The organism is Ferrimonas marina, from assembly GCF_900129905.1.
Classification (GTDB): domain Bacteria; phylum Pseudomonadota; class Gammaproteobacteria; order Enterobacterales; family Shewanellaceae; genus Ferrimonas; species Ferrimonas marina.
The window spans coordinates 1-25,147 of sequence record NZ_FQXG01000001.1; the positions used below are offsets into that span (position 1 = coordinate 1).

Consider the following 25,147-nt stretch of genomic DNA (forward strand, 5'->3'; position numbering starts at 1 on the left):
GAGCCGACAGATTTACAATCTGTTCCCTTTGGCCACTCGGGAACCCCTCCACAAGTGCGGGGCGTATACTAACAGCCAAATCGGCCCTGTAAAGCCTTGAAGTCAAATTTCTTCTAAAGTTTTGGCTGCTTAGGGCGATAAATCGAATGAATCAACGATTTTTGGATATTTTGTATGCGCACCGACGCCATCTTGGTCAACGAGCTTCAACTGGGGGATGCCCTTAACCAGGCGGTCCTGCAGGACCGTCGTGGCGAGTTCGGCCTGCTGTTGTCGATGCTGGTACAAGATGTGCGTTTTCAAAGCCAGTTCCAGTTGCAACGTGATGAGCTGGGTGAGCCCATCGACGCCCGTCGGGCGTTGGAGCTGCCGGAGCCGGCGCCACTGGAGCAGGAGTACCGTGAGGCCCAGGTGAGTGTGGCCGAGGCGTTCCAGCAAGGGGGCCTGGTGCAAAGCCGGTTGCAACACTGCCTGGTGCCTGAGCCGGTCTCCAGTCGGGGCGAGCATGGCCATGGCCTGACCGAAGCACTGAGCAATGCCGAGCCCTGGAGCGATCGACCCGCCGCGGTGGCGCAACAGATGCGACAACTGCCGCCGCAGGTCGACCTGGCGGATCTGATCGCCCAGCAGCGACTGCAGAGTGAAGCCCTCCACCGGGCAGCCTAATCGCCCACTTCGATTAAGTCTCCCATCCCCGTCAGTGCTTTACCCTTCGTTTGCGTGATCCGCTTGGCAGTTTTTGCCGGGACAGTGCCTATAATCACAGCTGATTCATTGTCCCCATGAAACGAGGTACGCATGGAAAACAAAACGCAGGATCTGATCACCGAGTGCTGCGGCGCCTTTATGGACGTCGGTGCCGTGATTGCCGAAGAGGATACGGTGCTGAGCCTGCCCATCACGGCGGACAATCAAGCCGCTGCCGAGGCGAAGTTTGCCGAACTGGCAGAGCGGGCCAAGAAGCGCTTTGACGATGTGCAGGTGAACGCCGATTGGCAGGAGCAAGATAAACGCCTGACCGGCACCCTGACCTTCTCTTGTGCGGCAGAACGGCTGATCTTCGAGATGGAATTGCAATAAATGTAAATACCGCTTTAACGCGTTGAAAAGATTAGGCTTGCACGTTAGTGTAAGCCTAATTTTTTGCCACCCATCATGAAGGTTGCATGGAGCAAGGAAGTGGCGCACTGCTTGAGCTGTTGCGTCAGCGCCATGGATTCAGTCATTTCTACCCGCTGGCGCGGGAGTGTTGTCGAGAGATCCAGCTAGAGTATCCCCAATGGCACGTCGCCATCTGGCTTTATGACCCCCAGCTGCAGGTACTGTTGCCGCTGTGTCAGCAGGGGCCTGAGCCACATCCGCTGGCCGGTTGCCTGTTGTCGGCGGCCCCAGAGCTGCTGGCAGATCTGCACAACCACCCCTTTCTCAGTCGAACCCTAACCCCCGGCGCCGCGCCTCTGCCGTCCCTCTCCCTGGATTCCTGTCAGGCCCTGCTGCATCTTCCGCTGGTTGAGCAAGGGCGCTGTTGGGGGGTGTTGGCACTGGAGAGCGGCGACGTGGCCACACCGCCGCCGGCAAGCGCACTGCTGCCAATAGCCCGTGAGCTGGGCCGTCACCTGGGACGCCATCGTTCCGTGCTGGAAAGCGAGGAGATGGCGCTGTACCGGGCTGCCCTGGCCACGACCCATACCGCGGTGGCGGCGCTGACCCTGGGAGATCTCACCCTGCGTCAGGCCAATCCGGCCTTCTTCGAGCTAACTCAGCTGGAGCCCCAGCGGGTGCTGGGGCGCTCACTGCGCCAACTGATGCGGCGTCTGCAGCTGCCCAAACAGCTGCCGGGGCTGGTGCACCAAGCGATTGCCGAGGGCGAGGCCAGCGGTGAGCTGGCGATGGGGCCCGATGGCCAGTGGCTGGGCTACCGGCTGACCCGGGTGGATGAACAGCCTGGCTACCTGCTGGTGCAGTTGGAGGATGTCAGCCGGCTGCACCGCCACCAACAGGACCTGGAAGCCAAGGCATGGCGCTGTCAGCTGACCGGGCTGGGCAATCGCCTGGCCCTGCAGCAGCGTCTGCAGGGCGACGGGCCCTGGGGGCTGATGCTGATCAATGTGGTGGGCTTTCGCGCCATCAACGATCACTACGGCGACTCGGTGGGGGACAAGATCCTGATTGAGCTGGCCCGCCGCCTGCGCCACGGTGGCCAGATGCTGGAGACCGACGCGCTCTACCGCATCGGCGCCGATGAGTTTGTGCTGCTGTTTGAGCGCCGTCCGCCGGCCAGCCTGGCGGAGATCGCCGCCTTGCTGCGCAAGCGCCTGCAGGGGCAGATGGTGTTTGGTATCCACAAGTGTGCGGTCAACCTGAGCCTCTCCTCACTGGTGTTGGAGCAGGTGCAGCAGCAGGACCAGCTCTCGCCCCTGGCAGCGCTGGAGTGGGCGATGACCCGGGCCAAAGAGGGGACGGGCTACCAGGCCTTTGACGCCCCCCTGTTGGCGCAGTACCAGGAGCGACGGCGAATTGAGCAGGATCTGGAACTGGCCCTGGGCAAGCGCCAGTTTGAGCTGCACTACCAGCCACTGGTGGACGTAAATCAAGGTCGCATCCTCGGTGCCGAAGCGCTGCTGCGTTGGCACCATCCCAGGCTGGGCCTAATGCTGCCGGGCCGGTTTATCGAGCTGGCGGAGCGCAGTGGCCAGATCGAGACCATTGGCCGCTGGGTGCTGGAAACGGCACTGTACCAGCTGCACCTGTGGCAGCGGCGCTGGCCGGCGCTGCAGATGCACGTCAATGTCTCGGTTAAGCAGCTGCTCAGTGGCGAGCTGTATGACATCTGTTGGGCCCAGTTGAACCGGTACCGGGTCAAGCCCGGTACCCTGGTGCTGGAGATCACCGAGACCACTTTGCTGGAGGATATCCAGCTGGTGACCAAGCTGTGCGACCAATTGGGCGAGCTGGGGATCGTACTGGCGATCGATGACTTCGGTACCGGCTACAGCTCGATGCGCTATCTCAAGCAGCTGCCGGTTAACAAGCTGAAGATCGACCGCTCTTTTATCGCCGATCTGGAGAGCTCACCGGAGAGCCAGCAATTGGTGCCGGCGATCATCGCCATGGGCAAGGCGCTGGGTTTGTCTATAACCGCGGAAGGGGTGGAGAACGAATACCAGCGCCAGTTCCTGGCGGCGCTGGACTGCGACGAAGCCCAGGGCTTCCTGTTCAGCAAGGCGGTGCTGCCTCAGACCCTGGAAACCCTGTTGGAAGCGGAGATCGACCTGCTACCCGCTAGCCGCAGCAGCGCTTAAACTTCTTGCCCGAGCCACAGGGGCAGGGGGCATTGCGACCCGCGGCCACCGGCTTGGGGTCAAACTCCCCGTCGCAGTAAAGCCAGCGACCCTGCTGCAGGGCAAAGCGGGAGCGCTCATGCAGTATCCCCTCATCCTCCCCCTGGTGAAAGCGCGCCTTAAACTCCACCACGCCCTGGCTTCCCTGGGGCGCCGGGGCTGCGACGATGGTCAGGCCCAGCCACTGGGTCTGCTGACTGGCCTCGGCCAGTTCATCGACGCTGAGGCCAGCGCGAAACTCCGGGTGATGGGTGTCATAGAGGTACTGCGCCTGGCCTTGGACAAAGGCACAGTAGCGCGAGCGCATCAGTTGTTCAGGGGAACTGGCCTGGGTCTGACCCAGGTGGAGGGGCTGGCAGCAATCGGCGTAGGGCCGGGTGCTGCCACAGGGGCAAAGCATCATTCAGGGCTCGGGGTGGCTGTCTTGGGCGGCCATTATCTCGAACGGCTCCGCAAAGTACAGGCCCTGTTTGGCGGTGGCCTGGTGAAACAGCTCAGCCTTGACCCGGCTGGCGGAGTCCACCTCGATCTGCCACTCGCCCTGGTCGTCCTGGCGGAAGGTCATGATGAACTTGCCGGCAAACTCTGACGGCGCTTGCTGGCTGCTCTCCGCTGGGCTGTAGCGGATCAGGTAAAAGCCGGCGTCGGTAACGGTTTCATCGCTGACGTTACGATTGACCACCCGGAAGCGGATGTCGATTGAGCCCTCTTTGGCGCGGATCTTGTCAAACCAGCGCTGGTAGGCAGTGCGGATCTGTTCCGGCCCTTCGAAGAAGCCATCCCGCTCGGACACCCCCATCATGCAGGCCTTTACGCCATAGCGCTGGGACAGTGGAGCGGCGTCGAGTTGCTGATAAGCCTGCACAAACAGGTCGTAGATGGGGTTGATCTCGGTATTGGGATCCACCACCTCCATGGCATGCGCCCAGGGCGCAAAGAGCAGGCCAATCATTAAAAAGCGGAACACGTGCACTCTCCTAAATCTCAATGTTAACAATTTGGCGGCAGCGCCGGCGTATGTAAAGCGAGGAAGGTTTACAAAATGTTAGCGAGGGGCCTAAGGGACTCCCCGACGGCCGGGAGCGAGGTATACTGGCTGCAAAGCAACAGACCCAATGCGGAGGTTATGATGGGGAAAGAGGAAACGGATCTGTTTCTTGAAGCGATGTCCGATGTGGTACCGCTCAACTCCGCGGATAAGGTCGTACAACAGGAACGACAGCAGGCCAGTGAGGCCCAGTTGGCCCGACGGGCGGCAGCGCAGCGGGAGGAGGATCCGGCCCAGGACGCCCTGACCCTGGAGGCGGTGGACCTGGTAGATCCAGACGACGTCATCGGTTGGACCCGCGGCGGCATGCAGCATGGAGTGTATAAGAACCTGCGGCTGGCTAAGTATGAGCTGGAGGCGAGGCTGGACCTGCATGGCCACACGGTGGAGCAGGCTCGACACGCTCTGCTGCAGTTCGTGGCCGATTGTCAGCGCAACGACATTCGCTGTGCCCTGGTGCTGCACGGCAAGGGGCTCAACTCCAAGCCCCATCGCGGGGTGCTGAAAAGCTACGTGGCCAAATGGCTGCCGATGATCCCTGAGGTGCTGGCCTATCACACTGCGCTGAAACAGCACGGCGGCACCGGTGCGGTTTATGTATTGATGCGTAAGAGTCCGGCCCAGAAGCTGGAGAACCGCGAACGTCATCAGAAGAAGTGAGAGCAGCCGGGCACGGGGTGAAGCCACGTAGCCCAGCAACTTCAGCAAACAAAAAGCCCGCTCATCTGAGCGGGCTTTCTTATCACCTTGGGGCTTAGCCGCCCGGGGTGTAGTAGGTCGGGGAGCCCGGACCCACCGGCATGCCCAGTACGAACACGTAGAGCACGAACAGGATGGTCCAGCCGATGAACAGTACGATGGAGTAGGGCAGCATGGTGGCCACCAGGGTACCGATCCCCAGGTCCTTCTTGTAGCGACAGGCCACCGCCAGGATCAAACCGAAGTAGCTCATCATCGGGGTGATGATGTTGGTCACCGAGTCACCGATACGGTAAGCCGCCTGGATGGTTTCCGGGGCGTAGCCCACCAGCATCAGCATCGGCACGAAGATCGGCGCGGTCACCGCCCACTGGGCCGAGGCTGAGCCCACCATCAGGTTGATGAAGGCGCACACCATGATGAACAGGATGAACAGCAGCGGGCCGTCCAGACCGATGCTGTTGAGGAAGTTCGCCCCCAGCACCGCGGTGATGGCACCCAGGTTGGTCCAGCTGAAGTAGGCAACAAACTGGGAGGCGAAGAACACCAGCACGATGTACATGCCCATGGTGGACATGGCGTGGCTCATGGCGTCGATCACGTCACGGTCGGTCTTCATGGTGCCCACCACCTTGCCGTAGACAAAGCCCGGGATGGCGAAGAAGAAGAAGATGAAAGCAACGATGCCACGTAGGAACGGCGAGCCAGCGACCATGCCGGTCTCCGGGTGACGCAGCGGGCCCCACTCCGGTACCACGGTCAGTGCCAGCAGCGCGGACAGACCCAGGATGGTCAGACCGGCAGCCTTCAGGCCACGCTTCTCTTGTGCGGTCAGGTGCTGCATCTCGTCGTGTTCGACGTCGTCAGCGGCCTCGGACTCATCGTACTTGCCCAGCTTGGGCTCGACGATCTTCTCGGTGACGAAGGTCGCCAGGCTGGCCACCACGAAGGTGGAGGTCATCATGAACCACCAGTTGGCCTCGGGGCCGACTGTGTAGCTGGGGTCAATGATGTGGGCAGCGGACTCGGTGATGCCGGACAGCAGCGGGTCAACGGTGCCCAGCAGCAGGTTGGCGGAGTAGCCACCGGATACACCGGCAAAGGCTGCGGCCAGACCGGCCAGCGGGTGACGGCCCAGGGAGTGGAAGGTCAGGGCCGCCAACGGCACCAGAACCACGTAACCCAGCTCAGAGGCGGTGTTGGACAGGATACCGGCCAATACCACGATGAAGGTCACCAGGCGCGGTGAAGCGCCCATCACCAGACCGCGCAGGGCGGCGGAGATCATGCCGGAGCGTTCGGCAACGCCGACCCCCAGCAGGGCCACCAGCACGGTGCCCAACGGGGCGAAGCCGGTGAAGTTGGTCACCATGTTGGAGACCATCATGCGCAGGCCTTCGGCACTGAGCAGGCTGAACACGGTGATCACACCGTCGGCGCTACGGCCAGCGGCACCTTCAGGACGGGGATCCGCCACAGACAGGTCGAAGAAGCCAGCGATGCCACTGATCAGGATGATGGCGGCACAGAAGATGGCGAACAGGGTGATGGGGTGCGGCAGCAGGTTACCGAGGCGCTCGACGACGTCGAGAAAGCGACGAAAGGCACCACTTTGGGCCATCTCCATCGGGTCCGTGCTGTTTTGAGCAGGTTTAGAACTCATGAAAAACTTCCAACGTTTAGGTCATTGTTATTGTGTTTTATGACAACTCGTACAAAGGCGAGACCGACCGATTGTAGGGGCGACCGGACGGCAAGAACAAGCTTTTCCTGGCGAATGTGACGCGTTGGTGACCGAGTCATTGCCTGTGGGGGTTGAGTTGTGTGAACGAAAGTCGGTGGTCAAGGGTTTTTATGGCGAAAAAAAAGCCGCTTACGCGGCTTCTTTCATTTCATGGGCGATCATTCGTCGTCTTCCACCAAGGTACCAAACAGGTCGTGATCATCCGCAAATTCGATGCTGACCCAGACCATGTCACCGGGGTTGAGATCGTACTCGCCGCCGATCACTACCTTGCCGTCGATCTCCGGGGCGTCGGCGTAGCTGCGACCGATGGCGCCGTCTTCACCGATCTCATCCACCATCACCAGCATCTCCTGGCCGACCCGGTCCGCCAGTTTCTCCCGGCTGATCTGTGCCTGCAGTGCCATAAAGCGCTGGTAGCGTTCCTCTTTTACTTCTTCCGGCACGGCGTCCGGCAGGTCGTTGGCGACGGCACCGTCCACCGGGCTGTACTTGAAGCAGCCGACCCGGTCCAATCGGGCCTCGGCCAGCCAGTCCAGCAGCAGCTCAAAGTCCGCTTCGGTCTCACCGGGGAAGCCGACGATGAAGGTGGAGCGGATCACCAGGTCCGGGCACTGCTCGCGCCAGGATTGGATCTGTTCCAGGGTACGCTCGGCGTTGCCCGGGCGCTTCATCAGCTTAAGTACCCGCGGGCTGGCGTGCTGGAAGGGGATATCCAGGTAGGGCAGGATCTTGCCCTCGGCCATCAGCGGCATCAGATCCGCCACGTTGGGGTAGGGGTAGACGTAGTGCAGTCGCACCCAGATCCCGAACTCCGCGAGCTTTTGCGCCAGCTGCAGCAGAGCAGTCTTCACCGGCATGCCGTTCCAGAAGCCGGTGACATGCTTGCTGTCCACACCGTAGGCCCCGGTGTCCTGGCTGATCACCAGCAGCTCCTTAACCCCGGCGTCCTTCAGCCGTTTGGCCTCGTCCAGAACGTTGCCGATGGGGCGGCTGTCCAGCTGACCGCGCATGGAGGGGATGATGCAGAAGGTACACTTGTGGTTGCAGCCCTCGGAGATCTTCAGGTAGGCGTAGTGACGGGGGGTCAGCTTAACGCCGTGATCCGGGATCAGGCTGGTCATCGGGTCGTGCTGCGGCTTGGGCAGGTGGGCGTGGACCTGCTCCAGGACTACCTCGTAGGCGTGGGGGCCGGTGATCCCCAATACCTTGGGGTGGATCTGCTTGATCTCGTCCTCTTTGGCGCCCAAGCAGCCGGTCACCAGCACCTTGCCGTTCTCCTTCAGCGCCTCGCCGATGGTGTCCAGAGACTCCTGCACTGCCGAGTCGATAAAGCCGCAGGTGTTGACGATCACCAGGTCGGCACCCTCGTAGGTGTTGACGATGTCGTAGCCTTCGATCCGCAGCTGGGTCAGGATCCGCTCGGAATCCACCAGGTTCTTGGGGCAGCCCAGGCTGATAAAGCCGATGCGGGTGCCGTCACCGGGGTTGGTCTGGCCCATCGCCGGCGCCACCTTGGTGGCGTGGGTGGTGTTGGGCTGTACCGCGGCGGGCTGGGACTCGGACGGGTCAAAGGTCTTTACGGTCATATCGTACGAAGGTTTCCTGGTTGAGCTGGCAAAAAGTCGGCGGATTATACCCAATGGCGATTGCAGATACAGCCATGGCTGGCGATTTATTGTACTGTTGAAGGACTAAGCGCTTCTGGTTACAGGTTATTTAGTTCAATTACCGGTAAATACCGGCTTTTCACTCAACTTTTAGTCCAAGCCATTGATTGTTAGCTACCTTTACTTAGGCATTGGCTCGGCTGCGGCCATGACGCGCCCCCTCCTCAACCGCGCAAGGACAGAGAACATGAAAAGGACATTCCCCGCCCTGGGCAGTCTGTTGCTGTGTGTCAGCCTTATAGGCTGCAGCAGCGAACCCACCGAGCCGCCGGCCGCTGCCGCAGCGCAACCTGAGCTGATCGATCGCCAGGTGCTGTTTGGCAACCCGGAACGCTTCCAGGGCCGTCTCAGCCCTGACGGTGAAATGATGAGCTTCCGTGCCCCGCTCAACGGGGTGATGAACCTGTGGGTGGCCAAGCGGGGTGATTTTGCCTCTGCCCGGGCGATCACCGAGGACACAGGTCGGGGGATCCCCAGCCACGGCTGGGCGCTGGACAGCGAGCATGTGATCTACAGCCAGGACATCGGCGGCGATGAAAACTGGCATCTTTACAGCGTGGCACTGACCTCCGGTGACGTGGTGGACCTGACCCCCTATGCCGGGATCTCCGCCCAACTGGTGGCACAAAGCAGCCAGGTACCGGGCATGGTGGCGGTGGGGATCAACGACCGCGACCCCAAGTGGCACGATCTCTACCTGGTGGACCTGGCCAGCGGTGAACGCACCCTGCTGGCGCGCAACGACGGCTTTGCCTCACTGCATGTGGACAACAGCCTGACGGTTCGACTGGCCACCCGCTCCGAGGCGGATGGCGGTGCCACCGTGCTCAAGGCACTAGGGGATCAGTGGCAGCCGCTGCTGACCATCCCGTTTGAGGACATCCTGCTGACCGGGATACTGGGCTTCGATCAGGACAACCAGGGCTTCTACATGGTGGACAGTCGCGGCCGTGACAAGGCTGCGCTGGTCTACGTTGACCTGGAAAGCGGCGACAGCCGGGTGCTGGCCAGTTCCGAGCGGGTGGATGTGAGCAACGTGCTGCTGCATCCGCAAACCCATCAGCCCATCGCCTATGCCGAGGATTATCACCGGCCCCGCTACCAGGCGGTGGATCCCCAGTACCAGGCCAGCATTGACCAGCTCAACGCGCAGCTCAGCGGCGGCGCCAGTGTGCTGGCCCAGACCCAGGACAATCGCTACTGGACCCTTTATACCGACGACAGCAACCGTTCGCCGGTCTACAAGGTGTTTGACCTTGAAAGCGGCCAGCTGAGCGAGCTGTTTGTCACCCAGCCGGCGCTGGAGGGGCTGAACCTGGCCAAGATGCAGGGCGTGACCATCCCCTCCCGCGATGGCCTGGAGCTGGTCTCCTATCTCACCCTGCCCAGCGGCAGTGACGGCAATGGCGATGGCCGACCGGAGCAGGCGCTGCCCATGGTGCTGCTGGTTCATGGTGGCCCCTGGGCCCGGGATGTGTTTGGCTACAGCCCCATGGTGCAGTGGTTAGCCAACCGCGGCTATGCGGTGCTGCAGGTGAACTTCCGCGCCTCCACCGGCTTTGGTAAGGCTTTCGTCAACGCCGGTAACGGCGAGTGGGGCCGGGCGATGCATGACGATCTGCTCGATGCCAAGGCCTGGGCGGTGGAGCAGGGCATCGCCAAGGCGGATCAGGTGGCGATCATGGGCGGCAGCTACGGCGGCTATGCCACCCTGGCGGGCCTGACCATGACCCCGGAGGCGTTCAGTTGCGGCGTCTCCATCGTTGGCCCCTCCAATCTGCAGACCCTGATGGCCTCCATCCCGCCCTATTGGGAGTCGTTCCGCCAGGTGTTCGCCCGCGCCATCGGTGACCCGCAAACCGAGCAGGGGCTGGCGCTGTTGCAGGAGCGCTCGCCGCTGACCTACGTAGAGCAGATCAAGCGGCCGCTGCTGATTGCCCAGGGGGCCAACGACCCCCGGGTCAAGCAAGCGGAATCAGATCAGATCGTGGAGGCGATGGTCGCCAAGCGGATCCCGGTAACCTATCTGCTCTACCCGGATGAGGGCCATGGCTTTGCCCGTCCGGAGAACAACATCTCCTTCGTGGCGGTGGCGGAGAACTTTCTGGCGCGCTGTAACGGTGGCTACGCCGAGCCTGTCGGTCAGGACTTTGCCGGCTCCAGCATCCAGATCCTGCAGGGAGCCGAGTTCCTGCCGGATCCGCTGCGCACGGTGATCACCTCCGCCCGCTGATCTTCGTCCCGGGGTTGCCCCTAGGAACCAAAAAGGCACGCCGGATGGCGTGCCTTTTTATTTCTTGTTGTTGCTATCTACCAGCCGCAGCGGCGGCCGGCCCAGGCGTTCTGGCGGTTGAGCCAGTCTTTTAAAGGGGCGAAGTAGTTCAGCATCGCCTGGCCACTCATCTGTTCTTCGCCGGTCACCAGCGCCAGGGCCTGGGGCCAGGGCTGACTCAGCCCCAGCTTGAGCATGGCGTCCAGTTTCTCGCCGGCTTCCCGACTGCCATAGAGGGTACAGCGGTGGATAGGCCCCTGGTGCCCGGCCTCCTTGCACAGCGCCTCGAACAACTGGAACTGCAGCAGGTGAGCCAGGAAGTAGCGGGTGTAGGGCACGCTGGTGGGGACGTGGTACTTGGCGCCCGGGTCAAAGTCCAGCTCGGAGCGGGGCACAGGTGGAGCGACCCCCTGGTATTCCAGGCGCAGATCCCACCAGGCCTGGTTGTAGTCAGACGGGGCTATCTCACCGGAAAACACCTGCCAGCGCCATTGGTCCACCAACAGGCCGAAGGGCAGGAAAGCCACCTTTTCCATCGCTTCCCGTAAGAGCAGGCCGATGTCACTTTCCGCTGGTGGCTCCTTCTCCAGCAAACCGATCTGCTTGAGGTAGGCCGGGGTGATGGACAATGAGATCACATCGCCGATGGCCTCATGGAAGCCATCATTGGCGCTCTCTTTGAACAGGAAGGGCTGATGCTGGTAGGCCCGTTGGTAGATGTTGTGACCCAGCTCGTGGTGGATCACCCTGAAGTCCTCACCGGTGCGCTGAATGCACATCTTGATGCGAAGATCCTCACGGTTATCCAGGTCCCAGGCGGAGGCGTGACACACCACGTCCCGGTCCTGCGGCTCGACAAACAGCGAACGCTGCCAGAAGGTATCCGGTAACGGGGCGAAGCCCATGGAGGTGAAAAAGCGTTCCGCCTGCTGCACCATCTTGAGTTCGTCGTAGCCGTGTTCGGACAGCAACAGGGTGAGGTCGTAGCCGGGGCCGGGCAAATCCTCCGGGGCCACCAGGTCATAGACGTTGCTCCACTGCTGGGCCCACATGTTGCCCAACAGATGAGCAGGGATCGGCTCAGACTGGCTCACCACCTCGTCGCCGTACACCTCGCCCAGCTCCCCTCGGACATAGCAGTGCAGCGCTTCATACAGCGGTTTCACCTCGAGCCAGAGCGCGTCCACCCGTTCGGCAAACTGGTCTGCGGGCATGTCGTACTGGCTGCGCCACATCTGGCCGACATCGTCAAACCCCAGCTCCTCGGCCCCCTCGTTGGCCAGGCTCACCTGCTCAGCAAACAGCGGCCGCATCGGTGGCGCGATGCTGCGCCAGCCAACCCAGGCCTGCAGCAGCTCATCCGGATCACGGCTTTGGTCCATCACGGTGGAGAGCTGCGGCAGTGACAGGCAACGTTCCGGTGCCATGCAGAATCGTCCGGTGCTGTAGAGTCGATTGAGTTCGATATCCAGCTCCGCCAAGCGCTGACTTTTGGCCTCATCACTGGGGGCGGGCAAAATCAGGTTACGCAGCAGCACCGACAGCTTGCGCTGATCCAGCGGCGAGAGGGTGGTGGGGTCGAGCTTTGCTGCGGCCGTGGCATGACGCACCGCCGCCTGGGTGAAGGCCAGGTTGGCTTCACTGGCCAGGGTGGCGGTGTCGGTGGTGATGTAGTTCTCGTAGATCCACTGGGCGCGGTTGGCCTCAGCGTCAAGCTGAGCCAGTTCCTGCTCGGCCTGTTGCAGCAGCGCCGCAGGTTCGGTCTTAACCCGATGGGCGGATTCCTGGCCGGTAGGACTGCAACCGGCCAACGCCATGGCCACGACAAGCGGCACTAAGCGGGGCACCAAAGCCATAGGGTGCACTCCTGATGTTATCGTTTGATTACGATGATAATGCACCCATGTTGCTGAGTGAAGGGCAAAAAAAAGCCCGATGGGGAATGACAGATTGGGTTCCACCGGGCCAGGGAGAGCGTTGTGTCTGTTTGACTGGGCCGGGACAGAAAGGTTCCGCAAGTGACTCAATAAGAGATAAAAATCTTTGTATAAGGGGTATTGCGGATTGAGCGTACGGCTGTTTTGACTTCTGAGTTTGAGCAGCTTATTTTAAACAAACGTTTGATTCTTCCGCGGGCTGACCATAATGGCTAACAGACTCAGTACCAAAGAACGCATTTTAAACGCCGCTGAGAAGCTGTTTGCTGAACGCGGCTTTTCGGAAACCTCCCTGCGGCTGATCACCAGCAAGGCGGAGGTAAACCTGGCGTCGGTAAACTATCACTTTGGATCTAAAAAGGAGCTGATCCAGGCGGTATTGGCCCGCTACCTCGACCACACCATGCCGAGCATGCAGGTGGCGCTTAAGCCACTGGAGTCTCAGCCGGGGCTAACCCTGGAACAGGTGTTCGAGGCGATGGTGCAGCCGCTGATGGAGGCCAACCGGATCCGTCCCAACGGCACCGCCATCTATCTGCAGCTGCTGGGCCGGGGCTACATCGAGAACCAGGGCCACCTACGCTGGTTTATGACTACCCACTACGGCAGCATCCTCACCCTGATCGGGGCGCTGGTGCATCGTGCTGCTCCCCATGTCACCCCGGTGGAGGTGTTCTGGCGCCTGCACTACGCTCTGGGCACCCTGGTGTTTACCATGAGCTCGTTCGATGCCCTGTGTGACATTGCCAATGCCGACTTTAAGCAGGATAACGACGTCGAATCTGTCCTGCGCCGTATCATTCCCTACGTGGCTTCCGGGGTCTCTGCCCCGCAGCCTCAGGCCCAGCCTGAACGCCAATTTGGTTAAGAAGAATAAGGATATCCCATGACCTTGCTGTTTCTGCTCATCATTGCCCTGGTAGTGATATTTGGTATCAAGGACATCCGGAGACAGGTCATCTCCCGACCGGCCTTCGATTTTATGAAGCGGGTGTTGCCGCCGCTGTCGCAAACCGAACGGGAAGCGATGGAGGCGGGCAACGTCTGGTGGGACGGTGAACTGTTCCGCGGCGCCCCGGACTGGAACCAGTTGCACAGCTACCCCAGCAATCGTCTGACCGAGGAGGAGCAGGCGTTCCTCGATGGCCCGGTGAACGAGCTGCTGGCGATGATCGACGACTACCAGATCGTCCGCGACGGCGACATGCCGAAGGAGATGTGGACCTTCCTGCGCAAAGAGAAGTTCTTTGCCCTGATCATCCCTAAATCCTATGGTGGCCTGGAGTTCTCCGCCTACGCCAACTCCACCATCGTGTCTCGTATCGCTACCCGCTCGCTGAGCGTGGCGGTGACCGTGATGGTGCCCAACTCCTTAGGCCCCGGTGAGCTGCTGGCCCACTATGGCACCCAGGAGCAGAAGGATCGCTGGCTGCCGGCTCTGGCCGATGGCACCGAGATCCCCTGTTTTGCCCTGACCGGCCCCACCGCGGGCTCCGATGCGGGCTCCATCCCGGACCAGGGCATCGTCTGCAAGGGCGAGTTCGAGGGCGAAGAGGTGGTGGGGATCCGCCTCACCTGGGACAAGCGTTACATCACCCTGGCACCGGTGGCCACGGTGCTGGGTCTGGCCTTTAAGCTGCGTGACCCGGATGGCCTGCTGGGTGAACAGGAAGACCTGGGGATCACCTGTGCCCTGATCCCCACCTCCCACCCGGGGGTGGAGAACGGCAACCGCCACAACCCGCTGGGCATGGCCTTTATGAACGGCACCACCCGGGGTAACGAGGTCTTCATTCCGCTGGATTGGATCATCGGTGGCGTTGAGTACGCCGGTCGCGGCTGGCGCATGCTGGTGGAGTGTCTCTCCGCCGGGCGTGGGATCTCCCTGCCGGCGCTGGCCACCGCCACCGGCCACATGGCCACCCGCAGCACCAGCGCCTACTGTGGTGTGCGCAGCCAGTTTGGCGTCAACATCGGTGAGTTCGAGGGGGTGCAGGAAGCCCTGGCCCGTATCGCCGGCAACACCTATCTGCTGGAGTCGGCCCGTAAGCTGACCCTGACCGCCATCGACAGCAAACAGAAGCCCTCGGTGGTAACCGCCATCGCCAAGTACCACATGACCGAACTGGGCCGTCAGGTAATTAACGACGCCATGGACATCCAGGCCGGTAAAGGGATCCAGTTAGGAAAGAACAACTACCTGGGCCTGAACTACATCGCCAGCCCGGTCTCCATCACCGTGGAGGGGGCCAACATCCTCACCCGCAACCTGATGATCTTTGGCCAGGGTGCCACCCGCTGTCACCCCTATGTGTTGGCGGAGATGGAGGCGGTAGCCGACAGCGACAGCGATAAGGGCCTGGCCCGCTTCGACAGCCTGCTGATGTCCCACATGGTCTACGCCACCCGCAACGCCGTGGTGTCGCTGTTCCATGGCCTGACCGGCTCGCGCTTTGCCGACAAGCCGGTGGCCGGACCGACCGCGCCCTACTACCAGCAGCTGACCCGACTCTCAGCCAACCTGGCCATCGTCTCTGATCTGGCGATGCTGACCCTGGGGGGCGATCTCAAGCGCCGTGAGATGATCTCGGCCCGCCTGGGTGATGTGCTCAGCCAGCTCTATCTGGCCTCATCCGTGCTGCGTAACTACGAGATGGACGGTCGCCAGCAGGGGGATCTGCCGCTGGTGGAGTACGCCCTGGAGAGCTGTCTGAAAGAGGCCCGCGAGGCACTGGCTCAGGCTCTGCGTAACTTCCCCAACCGCCCGGTGGCCTGGCTGAGCCGCATCCTGGTGATGCCGCTGGGCAACCACCACCATGGCCCCAGCGACGATCAGGCCAAGGCCGTGGTGAAGGCGGTGTCCCAGCCTGGCTGTGTGCGCAATCGCATCACCCACCTGTGCCAACTGCTGGACAGCGATGAGGGTGGCGTTGCCGAGGTTGAGCAGGCGTTCCTGGCCCAGCAGGCCAATGCCCCGCTGTACAAGGCACTGAAGAAAGCCCAGCGTGCTGGTCAGTTGCCTAAGCGTCCGGTGGATGCCGAGCTGCTGACCCTGGCCCAGGAGGCGGAGATCCTCAGCGCCGAGCAGGCCGAGGGGCTACTGGCAGCCCAGGCCCTGGTACGCAAGGCGATCGACGTGGACGAGTTTGCCAAGCTGTAACGGCAATATCGCAAACAAAAACACCGCCTTTTGGCGGTGTTTTTTTATCTGGCCGGGTTTGCGCCTAGCGACGAAAGTCGAGGGTTTCCGGTTGTTCCAGCATCAGCTCGGTGTGGGCGGGCTGGGTCTGGGCCAGCAGCCGGCCCTGGCGGATGGAGTAGCGCACCGGCACCTGGCGGCGCAGGGCGTCGAACTGGCTCTCGGCCGGCAACACCAGCAGGCTCATCGGCTTGCCGACTTCAATGCCATACTCCGACTCCACCTGCAGGGTGCGGGCGCTGTGCTGACCAATCAGCTTGAGGCTGTCGTTGAGCTGGTCGTAGCCCATCATCTGGCACACGTGCATCCCCATATGCAGTACCTGCAGCATGTTGGCGGTACCCAGCGGGTACCAGGGATCGAACACGTCGTCGTGGCCAAAGCAGACGTTGATCCCCGCCGCCAACATCTCCGGCACGCGAGTCACGCCGCGGCGCTTGGGGTAGCTGTCGAAGCGGCCCTGCAGGTGAATGTTCACCAGCGGGTTGGCGACAAAGTTGATGCCGGACATCTTCAGCAGCCGGAACAGCCGCGAGGTGTAGGCGCCGTTGTAGGAGTGCATGGCGGTGGTGTGGCTGGCGGTGACCCGGTGGCCCAGGCCTCGCTCCAGTGCCAGGGTGGCCAGGGTCTCGACAAAGCGCGACTGCTCATCGTCGATCTCATCACAGTGCACGTCCACCAGGGCGTCAAATTCGTCCGCCAGGTTGAACATGTAGTGCAGTGATTCCACTCCGTATTCGCGGGTGAACTCGAAGTGGGGGATCGCCCCAATCACATCGGCGCCCAGCTCCATCGCCTGACGCAGCAGATCCTTGCCATTGGGGAAGGAGAGGATCCCCTCCTGGGGAAAGGCGACGATCTGCAGGGTGACCCAGGGCTTCATCTCGTCGCGCAGGGCGATCATCGCCTTGAGGGCGGTCAGCTCGGGGTCGGACACATCCACGTGGGTGCGGACAAACTGCACGCCGTTGGCGATCTGCCATTTGAGGGTCTGGCGGGCCCGGGCCTGCACATCCTCGATGGTCAGCTGGGCCTTGCGCTCGGCCCAGCGCTCGATCCCCTCGAACAGGGTGCCGGAACGGTTCCAACTGGGCTGGCCGGCGGTCTGGGTGGTGTCCAGATGGATATGCGGCTCGATAAAGGGTGGCACCGCCAGGCCCTGTTCGCCATCGAGCTGCGGCCCTTCGCTATCCACCGCAGCGGTCATTGGCTCGATCGCCTGGATCACCCCGTTGTGCCCCAGGATCTGCCACAGGCCCTCACGGTCGGGTAGGCGTAGGTTGATGATCCGCATGGTTAAGCCCCTTCGCTGTTAACGGTTTGAGCCCTAGTATCCTCCAGACGGCTGAGCAGCACAAAGCTGGCGGCCGCCGCCAGTACCGCGTTGATCGGCACCACGCCGGGCAGCAGGTGACCGGCACCGACGCCAATGGCCACCGCCGCCAGGGCACTCCAGCGCACCGAGGCAAACTGGGCGTTGGCAAAATCGCGGTAACGGGCCCGGTTGAGCAGGTAGTCGGCGATCAGTACACCACCGATGGGTGGAATGGCGGCGGAGAGGAAGGTCAGCCAGCCGACAAAGTTGTGGTAGAGCCACATGGCGAACAGGGTACCGAGCAGGCCGTTGAGCATCGACAGGCTCTTGGCGTCAAAGCCGGTGATGTTGGCAAAGCCCAGGCCGGAGGCGTACAGAGCGTTGTCGTTGGTGGTCCAGATGTTCAGGCCCAGGACGATAATAGCGGGGACCAGCAGCCCCTGCAGCACCATCACCTCGGAGATGTCTGCCTGACCTGTGGCGGCGGCACCGGCCGCGCCGAACAGGAACATCAGCGAGTTGCCGATAAAGAAGGCGATCAGGGTGATCAGCACCGCCGCCTTGGGACTGCGACCGTAGCGGACAAAGTCGGCGGTCAGGGTACCGGCGCTGATAAAGGAACCCACCACCATCGCCAGGGCCAGGTTGAAGTCGATGGGCTCCTCCGGGGTCAGAGCGGCAAAGGCGGACCAGCCGCCGATGCTGTCGCTGGCCAGGTAGACCGAATAGCCTCCCAGTACCGCGATGGCCGGCACCGCAATGGCCGACAGCACCATTAGCGCTGAGATGCCGAAGTAGACGGTGGCGGTCATCGCCAGCCCCGCCACCATTACCAGGATGTGGGCATCGGCGCCGGTGAACTTCTGCACCGGGTAGGCAAACATGGCGACGCCGACCCCAAACCAACCCACCTGGGTGCCACCGAGCAGAGCGGAGGGCAGCCAGGAGCCCTTCACCCCAAAGGAGTAGCGTGCCAGCAGGTGGGTAGAGAGCCCAGTCTTAGCGCCGATGTAGCCCAGCGTGGCGGTGTACGCCCCCAGCAACAGGTTGCCCAGCAGCACCGCCCAGAGAAACTGGCTGAGATCCAGTCCGGTGCCCAAGGCTCCCCCGGTCCACATGCTGGCGGAGAAGAAGGTGAGGCCGAGCATCACCAGGGTGAGGGAAAGGAAGGGCTTTCGGGCGTGGCTGGGAACGGGTTCCAGGCCGTATTCGGTATCCGCCGACATGAGTCCGGGATCTCCTGTGGTGTGAGGGCTGGGCAAATTGCGAGGCAGTCTAGAGCATGCTGAGCTGCGTTCAAGTCGGCGGCTTGCTAATTTCGCCCGGGGTCACGAAACTGGGACAGTGCCAAACCACAAGGAGAGCAAGGATGGGATTTTTGAACGCCCTGATGGGCAACGCCAGTGAGGTCGATCTGGAGGAACTTAAGGAGGAGCTGGAGCCGCTGCTGGCCTCGGAAGAGCAGCTGCAACTGGCCTATAAGGTGGTGCGGGATCTGTTCGTGTTCACCGACAAACGCTTGTTGCTGATCGACAAACAGGGGATGACCGGCAGCAAGGTCAGCTACCACACTGTGCCCTTTAAATCGATCACCAGCTTCCGGGTGGAAACCGCAGGTCGTCTGGACATGGAAGCGGAGCTGAAGATCTGGATCTCCGGCCATAAGGAGCCGATCGAGTGGGAGCTTAAGCGTGGCACCGACGTGGTGGGCATTCAAAAAGCGCTGGCGGAGCTGGTGCTGTAACGGCGTCGGTGGGGCTGGTATCCACCGGCCCCAGGCCGTAGGTTAAGGGCACAGTCCCAAGGGTTTTCAAGAGGTTTGTAGTGTCCCTTCTGTCCGGCTTTCGGCTTGCCAGCTTAAACCTGTTTAACTACCTGGCGCCGCCAGGGGCCTACTACGAGCAGGCCAACATCTACAGTGCGTTGGAGTGGCAGCGCAAACAGGGCTGGTTGCACCGCTACCTGGCGGAACTGGCACCGGACGTGGTGGCGATGCAGGAGGTGTTCAGCCCCAATGCCCTGGCCCAGCAATGCCATGCCCTGGGCCTGACTCACTTCGTTTGCCTGGACCAGGCCAAACAGGACGAGTTTGTCCATTTCTCCCCGCCGGTGGCCTTGGCCAGCCGCTTCCCAATCCGCCAGGCGCGACTGGTGCATCCGGACCCCCGGGTGCTGCAATGGCTGGCGCTGCCGGACTTTGCCTTCAGCCGCCATCCACTCTGGGTGGAGCTGAACCTGCCGGGCTTTGGCCCACTGCAACTGGTGGTGGTGCACCTCAAATCCGCCCGTCCAGACCTGCCCGACCCGCCGCAGGATGACTCGCCGTTGTCGCAATTGTGGCTGAGGCCCCGCCTTGGGCATTGGCATTCCGCCCAGCAACGGGGCCAGGAGGCGGCGGTATTGATGGCCACCCTGGCGCTGCAGGCCCGGCCCGGCCCCCTGGTGGTGCTGGGGGACTTCAACGACCAGCCCCAATCGGAGACCCTGCGGCTGTTCCAACGCAGTCTGCGTCGACCGCTGCTGCCGCCGGGCTGGGGCATGTCGGAGCAGGCACTGGAGGCGCACCTGGCCCAGTGGGCTCTGGCCGACGGATTCGAGCTGGCCAAGGCACAGGGCAGCCGCTCCGCCCCGGTGCCGACCCACTACTGGGGCCCCCACGGCAGTCGGATTGATCATGTGCTTCTGTCGGGGGATTTCGACTCGGCCGCCCCCCAGAGTTTGGCTTCGGTGGCCGATGCCTGGGTGGCGGACCGCCACCTGGTGCGACCGGATGGCGAGGCGGACCGCCAGTGCAGCGATCATGCGGCGGTGGTGATGGACATTGAGGTGCGACACTAGGTACTAGGTACTAGGCACTAGGCACTAGGCACTAGGTACTAGGCACTAGGTACTAGGTACTAGGTACTATGTACTAGGTACTAGGTACTAGGTACTAGGTGCTAGGTGCTAGGTACTAGGTACTAGGTGCTGGTTGCTGGGTGCTGGGTGCTAGGTGTGAGGTGCTGGGTGCTAGGTGCTAGGTGCTAGGCACTGGGTGCTGGGTGCTGGGTGCTAGGTGCTAGGTGCTAGGTGCTAGGCGCTGGGTACTAGGTGCTAGGTGCTAGGTGCTAGGTGCTGGGTGTTAGGTACGAGGTGCTAGGTGCTAGGTGCTAGGTGCTGGGTGCGAGGTGCTGGGTATTAGGTGTTGGGCACTAGGTGCTAGGTGATGGGCGCTAGGTGCTAGGTGCTAGGTGCTAGGTGATGGGTGCTAGGTGCTGGGTATTAGGTGTTGGGCGCTAGGTGCTAGGTGATGGGTACTAGGCGATAGGCGATAGGCGATAGGCGCCAGGTGCTAGGCGCGAGGTGCTGGGTACTGGATTTTGAATGCCAGGTGGTGGGCGGTGAGTACTAGGTATTTTCTTTCCGGGCGAACCAGGCGCCGTAGCGGATCTGGCCGGCCTCGATGCGCTCGGCCAATTCACTAAACTGTGCTGCCTGCAGCTGCAAGGCGGTGGGGGCGGGCAGCCATTCCAGCCGCTGGCGGATCTGAGCAACGAACTGGCGCAGCTCCTGGTGGCAGTCGCGGTAGCGTATCGAGCCAAAGCCCGCTTGTTGGAGCAGGGCCTGGGTCGCCTCCGGGCTGCGGGCACCAGACAGGCACAGGGCCTGGGTCAGGGTGGTGTTGAGGGCGTCGGGCAGTGGCTCGGTCAGCACCATATCACTCAGTCCCAGCCAGGCCCGGGGCTTGAGCACCCGGTAGCATTCCTTCAACACCTGCAGCGGTTGGGCGAAGGTGCTCAGCGCGCATTCACACAGCACCGCATCCATGCTCTGGTCGGCGAGGGGCAGGGTATGGGCGTCGGCCTGCAATTGGGTCAGCTGGGATTGCGGGTCGACCTGGCCAGCATCCAGGGCGATCACCTCACAGCCCAGTTGCTGCTGCAGGCTCAGTGCGGTCTGGCCGGTGCCGGCAGCCAGGTCCAACACCCGGCTGTCGCGGTGAACCAGGCAACCCTGGGCCAGGGTCAGGCTTAGCGCTTCACCACCGGGATGAAACCGGCCCTGCAGCAATTCGTTGAGCCAGGGCAGGCGATAGAGGGCGACGCAGCAGTTCATGGCGGACTCTGATTGATCGACCAGTCGTAATCAAAGTACACCAGCTGGTAGCTATCCGCTTCGGACAATGCCGGTTGCATCTCCGGCGGTGCGATGGCCTGCAGGTAGCGGATCACCGCCTGGTCGTCGTTGTCGTAGTCCAGCCCGAGCTGGTCGCTGCCACGGACAAAATCCTCCTGGTACCAGTCGAAGATCTCCGAAACCCGAACCTGGCGACTGCTATGGTCCACCCGAACCCCGTCGGCCTGACGGAGAAAGTCCCAGCTGGCCTGCTGCAAGGTGGCCTCCATGTCCTCACTGGCGGGCGGAATAGGCCGCAGCGGTGGGCAGCTGGTGCTGGCGCAGTTGAGGACGAAATGCAGCCGGGGCTCCTCGATGCGCTTTAAGATCTTGTCCCGCTCCAGCTTGTACAGGTTGGTGGTCTCGCCCCCCACCTGGATCTGCAGGCTGTAGAAGAAGCCATAGCCCCGCACCAGCTCGACCCGGGCGGTGACATCCTGCACCGACTCCAGCGGCCAGTGGGTCAGCACCGCTTTGATCACCCAGGCGTTGTAGGCGTTGACCCAGTAGGCCAGACGGTCTGCCGGGGTGGGGAAGCGGTCGGGATCACTCTCGGGACTGATCTGAGCCACCTGGCTGAGGTAGCGATCCAGCTCGGCCCGGTCCTCGGGGCTGTCAAACCAGGCCTGGTAGTGTACTCGGCCCTGCTCATCCAGGTAGCGATCCAGCAGTCGGGCAAACGGGGCGTGATCGATGCCCTGGCTGGGCAGGGTGGATTGATGGTCCAGGTTCAACTGGGTATGGCCGGTTAACGTGGCACAGCCGGCCAGTACCAGGGTAGTCAGCATCGCCACCATCAGTTTCATCGGCCACCTCCCAGGCTAATGGGGCCACCCATGGGCAGGGTGGCGTCCCGCAGCGGCGCCAACACCTGCTGCTCCAGTTGGTCACGGTAGAGCAGGTTGTAGGTATCGAAGGGGATCACCCGCTCCCCGTCCGGGTGGACGATGTGAACGCAGCTTTTGCGGATCGAGCGCAGATCGAAGTTATGGGCATCGATGAACTCGACGATCATCACCCGGAACACCTGGCCGTAATCGGTGCTGGCCAAACTGGGCTGTTCAGCCTGGTTGAGCATCTCAGACAGGGCCTCCCCCTGGGAGTGGGGGTTGTGATGGGTAGAGAACAGGTTGAACAGGCTCTGCTGCAACCCGGTTTCCTGCTCGTAGCTGATGGTGTTGCCCGCCGCCTGGATCAGCAGTTCAGGGGTCACCAGCCGGGTCAGCGGGATCAGGTTATTGCCCTGGCGCAGGCCATAAGCCATGGCCACCGCATCGGCGTGGCAGGGCACCGGAATGATGTCCTCGGGGATAAAACGATCGCTTTGGGCCAGCAGGCGACGACGTACCTCAGACAGCGGCAGGCGATCGCGGTCGACCTGGTAGCCGTCCGGGTACTGCTCCAGTCGTCCGGCGGCCTGCACCGGCTGGAACACCACGCCGCGCACGTTGGGCCAGGAGAGGGCATGCTCGACGATGGCACCGAGCTCCTTGTCGTTGACGCCCCGGCGCAGGGTACAGACCAGGTTCACCGGCATGCCGATCTGGGCCAGGGCGCTCAGTGCCCGCTGGCGGGTCTGGGTCAGGTCCTCGCCGCGCAGGGTCAGCAGCGGGCCGCTCTCCAGGCTGTCGAACTGCAGGTAGATCTCCACCTGGTCACGATACTGACTCAGCCGCTCGACAAAGGCCGGATCCCGGGCCAGGCGAACACCGTTGGTGTTCACCATCAGGTGGCCCACCGGCCGGGCCAGCGCGGCATCCAGCACCTCAAAGAACTCCGGATGCAGGGTGGGTTCGCCGCCGGAGATCTGCACCACGTTGGGCTCGCCTTCGTTGGCCACCGCCCGGTCCAGCATCCGCTCAATCTGCGTCAGCGGCCGGTGGCTGAGCCGCTCCGGGCCGGAGTGGGCGTAGCAGGTGGGGCAGCGCAGGTTACAGCGATCGGTGATCTCCACCAGCAGGATGCAGCCATGTTGCTCATGATCCGGGCAGATCCCGCAGTCATAGGGGCAGCCGTAGCGGCTGGGGGTGTTGTAGCAGCGGCTCTGTTCCGGGGTCTTCAGATAGGTCTCTCGACAGGCGCGGTAGTAGGGGATGTCGTCACTGATCAACACCTTCTGTGCGCCGTGCTCGGGGCAGCGCTTGAGCATCCAGACCGCGCCATCCTGGAACACGATCTTGGCATCAACCCGGCGCAGGCAGTGAGGACAGAGCGAGACAGCAGTGTCGTAGAACTGGTAGGGACGTTCGGCGGCCATGGCTGCCTCCTTGTGGCTCAGTGCTAAGGAAGACCGGCGGATCTCCCTTAGGCTTTCATTGCCAAAGGATAGGTGGAGCAGGGCAGGGTCAGTCGACGCTGATAAGCGCCAGTGCCAGCAGGCCGGTGATGGCGCCGACGACCAGGGAGAGTTGGAACTGGTTGCGCTGTTGCGAGCGCAGCAGGCGGGATTTGAGGTAGGCGACCAGGGCCGGGTGGCCCACCAATTGCTCCGGCTTGGTCATAGGGTTGCCCTGGTGGTGCTGGACGATGGTGAACTCCGGCTGTGCCAGGTCGTCATTCCAGCGAGCCTGGATGGCCAGCTCCAGGTTGGCACTACAAAGCTGGATGATCCCATCGGCGTCCGGCGGCCAGATGGTGCCCAGGGTCGGCAGGGAGGAGAGCAGTCGGGCCGCCTCGTGAAAGGCCCCCAGTTGTGCCAGTCGATCCTGTTCGCTTTCCGCCAAGTTGAGGGTAGAGCTTTGCATAACATGCACCTGATGGATAAAAAAATGCATCCTATTTGCAACAAGGTGAACCGCAGCTGAACGGCCCCGGGCTTTTCCCGGGGCGTCGACCAAGGGTGCTGTTATTGCTCGGCAATTAGATCGGGTGCTGCGCTGGCATCAGGGCGCCGGCCATGGTCTCCAGCAGCAGCTCAAACCGCTTGGGCAGGGCCTGGTAGCGCCGCTGCACCCGGTACACCGTCTCCTCCACCGGGTTGGGCAGAGGGTGGATGCGAAGCGCGCTTTGGGGGGCAAAGGCCTGGACGGCGTTGGCGGGCAGCACGGTGAAGCCCAGTCCCCGGGCCACCGGGGCGAGAATGGTGCCGATGTTGTTGCTGAAGGCCCGCAGCGGTAGCGGATCGTCCTGTTCAAACTGGGGGAAATTGGCCCCCAGCAGCAGTCGGGCGTGGTGTTCGCCGTCCGGGTGGCCAACAAAGCCCAGGGATTGCAGGGTCGGCCAATCCACCTCGTGGCAGTGAGACGGGGTCACCAGCAGCAGTTGCTCGCTGGCGAAGGGCTCGCAGCGCAGCTCCGCCAAGGCGCTGGGTCGGGTCATCAACGCCAGGTCCAGCCGTCGTTCCGACAGGTCCCGCTCGATGCCGTCGTTGGGAGCAAAGCGGTAATCCAGGCTGAGACCGGGGTGACTGACCAGTTGCTCCAGTAACAGGGGGTAGAGCTTCAGCCCCAGGCTACCGGGAGAGGCCAGCCGGCAGTGGCCCTGGTAGGGGTCGTCGGTGGCCAGGCTCTGCTCCAGCTGGCTCAGCTGGGCCAGGGATTGACGCCCCTGACGATAAACCTGCTCGCCGGCGTCGGTGAGGCGAAAGCGTTTGCCCTCCCGCTGCAGCAGGTTTTGGCCAAAGTGCTGCTCCAGCTTGCGGATCTGCTGCGATACCCCGGGTTGGGTCATTGCCAGCTTTTCGGCGGTGCGAGTGAAGTGCCCGGTTTCCACCAGGGTGCAGAAGGTTTGCAGCCAGCTGAGATTGACCATAGCCATTCCTTATCAAA

The 25,147-nt window shown here is 62.4% G+C and carries 21 protein-coding genes; 9 read left to right on the plus strand and 12 right to left on the minus strand.

Going from position 1 to position 25,147, the window contains the following annotated elements; all coding sequences use genetic code 11:
- The first annotated feature begins 174 nt into the window (after positions 1 to 174).
- The 3 genes from BUC04_RS00005 to BUC04_RS00015 all read left to right on the plus strand — a co-directional run bounded on the left by BUC04_RS00005 (position 175) and on the right by BUC04_RS00015 (position 3,302).
- A complete protein-coding gene (locus BUC04_RS00005; protein ID WP_067664673.1) occupies positions 175 to 666 on the plus strand; it encodes a VC2046/SO_2500 family protein in 492 nt (163 codons plus the stop codon).
- A gap of 132 nt (positions 667 to 798) precedes the next feature.
- Positions 799 to 1,080, plus strand: coding sequence for a DUF406 family protein (locus tag BUC04_RS00010; RefSeq protein WP_067664671.1), 282 nt, complete (start codon positions 799 to 801; stop codon positions 1,078 to 1,080).
- An 86-nt stretch (positions 1,081 to 1,166) separates the two neighbouring features.
- Entirely contained in the window at positions 1,167 to 3,302 is a 2,136-nt protein-coding gene (locus tag BUC04_RS00015; RefSeq protein ID WP_067664669.1) for a putative bifunctional diguanylate cyclase/phosphodiesterase, read from the plus strand.
- Here the strand turns inward: BUC04_RS00015 and BUC04_RS00020 are convergent.
- Positions 3,283 to 3,744, minus strand: a complete 462-nt coding sequence (locus BUC04_RS00020; protein WP_067664667.1) for a YchJ family protein — start codon at positions 3,742 to 3,744, stop codon at positions 3,283 to 3,285. The genes BUC04_RS00015 and BUC04_RS00020 overlap by 20 nt on opposite strands.
- Positions 3,745 to 4,308 (minus strand): YybH family protein, encoded by a 564-nt coding sequence (locus BUC04_RS00025; RefSeq protein ID WP_143165477.1) that lies wholly within the window; start codon positions 4,306 to 4,308, stop codon positions 3,745 to 3,747.
- A gap of 162 nt (positions 4,309 to 4,470) precedes the next feature.
- On the opposite strand from BUC04_RS00025, the gene smrA reads away from it, so the two are divergent.
- Complete coding sequence (smrA, locus tag BUC04_RS00030) at positions 4,471 to 5,049, plus strand: DNA endonuclease SmrA (protein ID WP_200804640.1); 579 nt, start codon at positions 4,471 to 4,473, stop codon at positions 5,047 to 5,049.
- A 94-nt stretch (positions 5,050 to 5,143) separates the two neighbouring features.
- Here the strand turns inward: smrA and BUC04_RS00035 are convergent, their stop codons facing one another.
- Together BUC04_RS00035 and rimO are read right to left on the minus strand one after the other, a co-directional pair.
- Positions 5,144 to 6,751, minus strand: a complete 1,608-nt coding sequence (locus tag BUC04_RS00035; RefSeq protein WP_067664661.1) for an AbgT family transporter — start codon at positions 6,749 to 6,751, stop codon at positions 5,144 to 5,146.
- Positions 6,752 to 6,990: 239 nt separating this feature from the next.
- Positions 6,991 to 8,421 (minus strand): 30S ribosomal protein S12 methylthiotransferase RimO, encoded by a 1,431-nt coding sequence (gene rimO / locus BUC04_RS00040; RefSeq protein ID WP_067664659.1) that lies wholly within the window; start codon positions 8,419 to 8,421, stop codon positions 6,991 to 6,993.
- Positions 8,422 to 8,689: 268 nt separating this feature from the next.
- On the opposite strand from rimO, the gene BUC04_RS00045 reads away from it, so the two are divergent.
- A complete protein-coding gene (locus BUC04_RS00045; protein WP_067664657.1) occupies positions 8,690 to 10,735 on the plus strand; it encodes a S9 family peptidase in 2,046 nt (681 codons plus the stop codon).
- A 77-nt stretch (positions 10,736 to 10,812) separates the two neighbouring features.
- On the opposite strand, the gene BUC04_RS00050 is transcribed toward BUC04_RS00045, so the two are convergent.
- Positions 10,813 to 12,591 (minus strand): M2 family metallopeptidase, encoded by a 1,779-nt coding sequence (locus tag BUC04_RS00050; protein ID WP_373277986.1) that lies wholly within the window; start codon positions 12,589 to 12,591, stop codon positions 10,813 to 10,815.
- Positions 12,592 to 12,919: 328 nt separating this feature from the next.
- Here BUC04_RS00050 and BUC04_RS00055 point away from each other — a divergent pair, with 328 nt between their 5' ends.
- Together BUC04_RS00055 and BUC04_RS00060 are read left to right on the plus strand one after the other, a co-directional pair.
- Entirely contained in the window at positions 12,920 to 13,579 is a 660-nt protein-coding gene (locus tag BUC04_RS00055; protein ID WP_067664653.1) for a TetR family transcriptional repressor PsrA, read from the plus strand.
- 18 nt (positions 13,580 to 13,597) lie between these two features.
- Positions 13,598 to 15,871, plus strand: coding sequence for an acyl-CoA dehydrogenase (locus BUC04_RS00060; RefSeq protein ID WP_067664651.1), 2,274 nt, complete (start codon positions 13,598 to 13,600; stop codon positions 15,869 to 15,871).
- 64 nt (positions 15,872 to 15,935) lie between these two features.
- Here BUC04_RS00060 and BUC04_RS00065 read toward each other — a convergent pair whose 3' ends face one another.
- Positions 15,936 to 17,204 (minus strand): cytosine deaminase, encoded by a 1,269-nt coding sequence (locus BUC04_RS00065; RefSeq protein WP_067664649.1) that lies wholly within the window; start codon positions 17,202 to 17,204, stop codon positions 15,936 to 15,938.
- 2 nt (positions 17,205 to 17,206) lie between these two features.
- Positions 17,207 to 18,451, minus strand: coding sequence for a cytosine permease (gene codB, locus BUC04_RS00070; protein ID WP_067664647.1), 1,245 nt, complete (start codon positions 18,449 to 18,451; stop codon positions 17,207 to 17,209).
- Between the two features lie 143 nt (positions 18,452 to 18,594).
- Here codB and BUC04_RS00075 point away from each other — a divergent pair, with 143 nt between their 5' ends.
- The gene (locus BUC04_RS00075) at positions 18,595 to 18,969 is read left to right on the plus strand and encodes a PH domain-containing protein (RefSeq protein WP_067664645.1); all 375 of its coding nucleotides are present in this window, start codon (positions 18,595 to 18,597) and stop codon (positions 18,967 to 18,969) included.
- An 80-nt stretch (positions 18,970 to 19,049) separates the two neighbouring features.
- Positions 19,050 to 20,063, plus strand: a complete 1,014-nt coding sequence (locus BUC04_RS00080; protein ID WP_067664643.1) for an endonuclease/exonuclease/phosphatase family protein — start codon at positions 19,050 to 19,052, stop codon at positions 20,061 to 20,063.
- A gap of 549 nt (positions 20,064 to 20,612) precedes the next feature.
- On the opposite strand, the gene BUC04_RS00085 is transcribed toward BUC04_RS00080, so the two are convergent.
- The 5 genes from BUC04_RS00085 to BUC04_RS00105 form a co-directional block, all read right to left on the minus strand.
- Entirely contained in the window at positions 20,613 to 21,320 is a 708-nt protein-coding gene (locus tag BUC04_RS00085) for a class I SAM-dependent methyltransferase (RefSeq protein ID WP_067664635.1), read from the minus strand.
- A complete protein-coding gene (locus BUC04_RS00090) occupies positions 21,317 to 22,186 on the minus strand; it encodes a DUF547 domain-containing protein (protein WP_067664633.1) in 870 nt (289 codons plus the stop codon). The genes BUC04_RS00085 and BUC04_RS00090 overlap by 4 nt, the downstream gene beginning before the upstream one ends.
- Positions 22,183 to 23,637, minus strand: a complete 1,455-nt coding sequence (locus BUC04_RS00095; RefSeq protein WP_067664631.1) for a radical SAM protein — start codon at positions 23,635 to 23,637, stop codon at positions 22,183 to 22,185. Before BUC04_RS00095 ends, BUC04_RS00090 begins: the two co-directional genes overlap by 4 nt.
- A gap of 88 nt (positions 23,638 to 23,725) precedes the next feature.
- Positions 23,726 to 24,124, minus strand: a complete 399-nt coding sequence (locus BUC04_RS00100) for a hypothetical protein (RefSeq protein WP_067664629.1) — start codon at positions 24,122 to 24,124, stop codon at positions 23,726 to 23,728.
- Positions 24,125 to 24,239: 115 nt separating this feature from the next.
- A complete protein-coding gene (locus tag BUC04_RS00105) occupies positions 24,240 to 25,130 on the minus strand; it encodes a LysR family transcriptional regulator (RefSeq protein ID WP_067664627.1) in 891 nt (296 codons plus the stop codon).
- Positions 25,131 to 25,147: the final 17 nt, after the last annotated feature.

What these genes read in the sequence shown, in the direction of transcription:
- BUC04_RS00005 (WP_067664673.1), top strand. Translation starts at nt 175, where the DNA reads ATGCGCACCGACGCCATCTTGGTCAACGAGCTTCAACTGGGGGATGCC.
- BUC04_RS00010 (WP_067664671.1), top strand. Translation starts at nt 799, where the DNA reads ATGGAAAACAAAACGCAGGATCTGATCACCGAGTGCTGCGGCGCCTTT.
- BUC04_RS00015 (WP_067664669.1), top strand. Translation starts at nt 1,167, where the DNA reads ATGGAGCAAGGAAGTGGCGCACTGCTTGAGCTGTTGCGTCAGCGCCAT.
- BUC04_RS00020 (WP_067664667.1), bottom strand. Translation starts at nt 3,744, where the DNA reads ATGATGCTTTGCCCCTGTGGCAGCACCCGGCCCTACGCCGATTGCTGC.
- smrA (WP_200804640.1), top strand. Translation starts at nt 4,471, where the DNA reads ATGGGGAAAGAGGAAACGGATCTGTTTCTTGAAGCGATGTCCGATGTG.
- BUC04_RS00035 (WP_067664661.1), bottom strand. Translation starts at nt 6,751, where the DNA reads ATGAGTTCTAAACCTGCTCAAAACAGCACGGACCCGATGGAGATGGCC.
- rimO (WP_067664659.1), bottom strand. Translation starts at nt 8,421, where the DNA reads ATGACCGTAAAGACCTTTGACCCGTCCGAGTCCCAGCCCGCCGCGGTA.
- BUC04_RS00045 (WP_067664657.1), top strand. Translation starts at nt 8,690, where the DNA reads ATGAAAAGGACATTCCCCGCCCTGGGCAGTCTGTTGCTGTGTGTCAGC.
- BUC04_RS00050 (WP_373277986.1), bottom strand. Translation starts at nt 12,591, where the DNA reads ATGGCGTTGGCCGGTTGCAGTCCTACCGGCCAGGAATCCGCCCATCGG.
- BUC04_RS00055 (WP_067664653.1), top strand. Translation starts at nt 12,920, where the DNA reads ATGGCTAACAGACTCAGTACCAAAGAACGCATTTTAAACGCCGCTGAG.
- BUC04_RS00060 (WP_067664651.1), top strand. Translation starts at nt 13,598, where the DNA reads ATGACCTTGCTGTTTCTGCTCATCATTGCCCTGGTAGTGATATTTGGT.
- BUC04_RS00065 (WP_067664649.1), bottom strand. Translation starts at nt 17,204, where the DNA reads ATGCGGATCATCAACCTACGCCTACCCGACCGTGAGGGCCTGTGGCAG.
- codB (WP_067664647.1), bottom strand. Translation starts at nt 18,451, where the DNA reads ATGTCGGCGGATACCGAATACGGCCTGGAACCCGTTCCCAGCCACGCC.
- BUC04_RS00075 (WP_067664645.1), top strand. Translation starts at nt 18,595, where the DNA reads ATGGGATTTTTGAACGCCCTGATGGGCAACGCCAGTGAGGTCGATCTG.
- BUC04_RS00085 (WP_067664635.1), bottom strand. Translation starts at nt 21,320, where the DNA reads ATGAACTGCTGCGTCGCCCTCTATCGCCTGCCCTGGCTCAACGAATTG.
- BUC04_RS00090 (WP_067664633.1), bottom strand. Translation starts at nt 22,186, where the DNA reads ATGAAACTGATGGTGGCGATGCTGACTACCCTGGTACTGGCCGGCTGT.
- BUC04_RS00095 (WP_067664631.1), bottom strand. Translation starts at nt 23,637, where the DNA reads ATGGCCGCCGAACGTCCCTACCAGTTCTACGACACTGCTGTCTCGCTC.
- BUC04_RS00100 (WP_067664629.1), bottom strand. Translation starts at nt 24,124, where the DNA reads ATGCAAAGCTCTACCCTCAACTTGGCGGAAAGCGAACAGGATCGACTG.
- BUC04_RS00105 (WP_067664627.1), bottom strand. Translation starts at nt 25,130, where the DNA reads ATGGTCAATCTCAGCTGGCTGCAAACCTTCTGCACCCTGGTGGAAACC.